The following is a 1219-nucleotide window of genomic DNA, read 5'->3' as shown; positions in this document are numbered from 1 at the left end:
GGGCTGACCACAGGCCGCTGCCACACGTTCGCGCAAATCAAGCGAGTAAGCTTTCATCCCAAAAAGGTAGGTCTAAATCCGTAAATCATCCTGAGAACCGCTCTATAGCGAATTCACGAACGGTGTACGTGATAGCCGCAGTGATTGAACCAGGCTTTGGCATCGTCGCTGCTGATCCAGTCGATGGCGTCCTGCACCGCTTCTTTCAGGGCTTGGTAGGTGCGGGCCTGGGCTTGTCGCAACCGGGTCTTGAGCTTGCTCCAGGCCTGTTCGACAGGCGTAAAGTCGGGCGAATAGGGCGGCAAAAAAAGCAATTCAATGCCGCGCCGCGCCAGCCACTGGCGTACGCCCGAGAGGTGATGCACGGGCAGGTTGTCGAGCACCAGCACATCCCCGCGGCGCAGTTGCGGGGCCAGAATGCGGACGATATACAGGGCAAAACGGTGGTGGTTGAGCGCGCCTTCCAGCAGCTGCACCCCGTGTAGCCCCCGTACCGACAAGGCGCCGATCAAGGTCAGCGAGCGGCCCCGGCGCAGCGGCACGGCCCCACCCACGCGCCGACTACCCCGGGCCCGGCCATAGCGACGGCTGTAATCCAGGCGCAGACCCGTTTCATCGAGAAAATGAAAGCGGTGCACGTCGGCCCGTGCCGCCACCGCTTCCACGTGCTGACCGCGTCGCGCGTGCACCCGCTCAGTATCCCGCTCCGTGGCGTGCAGACTTTTTTTTGCGCCGCAGCCCGTGCTCGTCGAGCACGCGCCAGAGTACAGGCAAACACACGGGCCGCCCACCGGCCGCCACCCAGGCCGTGCGCAACTCAGCCAGCGTCAGGTCAGGCACTTGCTCGATCCGCGCCACGAGCCAGGCCTGTGCTGTCGCGTCCAGGTAGCGGGCCCGCCCGCCCCGGCCCGGCAGCGCGGCCACCACGCCTGTCTGCCGCTGGCGGCGCAGCAGCTTGCCCACAAAGGCCACGCTCACGCAAAAACGGGCGGCCACCTGTACCTGCCGGGCACCCGGCATGGCACACGCCTGCGCGATGCGCTGGCGCAAATCTAAAGAATAGGCTTGCATAGCAAGGGCTTACGCAGTTGACAGGAAAACAGCTACACCGTTCGCTTAGAGGGTGTTTGGGAATTTAGGCAAGCCGGTTTAGGCATAAGGCCATGTTGGCGAGCAAGAGCCAGGTGACGTGGCTGGCGGGGGTATACTCGTAGTCAAT

The 1219-nt window shown here is 63.7% G+C and carries 2 protein-coding genes; both read right to left on the bottom strand.

What is annotated here, in order from left to right; translation table 11 throughout:
- Positions 1–113: 113 nt before the first annotated feature.
- Positions 114–689 carry an IS630 family transposase gene (locus ABD842_RS02200; protein ID WP_345109437.1) on the bottom strand — a complete coding sequence of 192 codons (576 nt, stop codon included), beginning with the start codon at positions 687–689 and terminating at the stop codon, positions 114–116.
- A 4-nt stretch (positions 690–693) separates the two neighbouring features.
- Positions 694–1071, bottom strand: a complete 378-nt coding sequence (locus ABD842_RS02195) for a hypothetical protein (protein WP_345109434.1) — start codon at positions 1069–1071, stop codon at positions 694–696.
- Positions 1072–1219: the final 148 nt, after the last annotated feature.

The organism is Hymenobacter algoricola, assembly GCF_039539525.1.
Lineage (GTDB): Bacteria > Bacteroidota > Bacteroidia > Cytophagales > Hymenobacteraceae > Hymenobacter > Hymenobacter algoricola.
The sequence above is the reverse complement of the archived record's forward strand: the minus strand, read 5'-3'. Positions and strand labels throughout refer to the sequence as shown.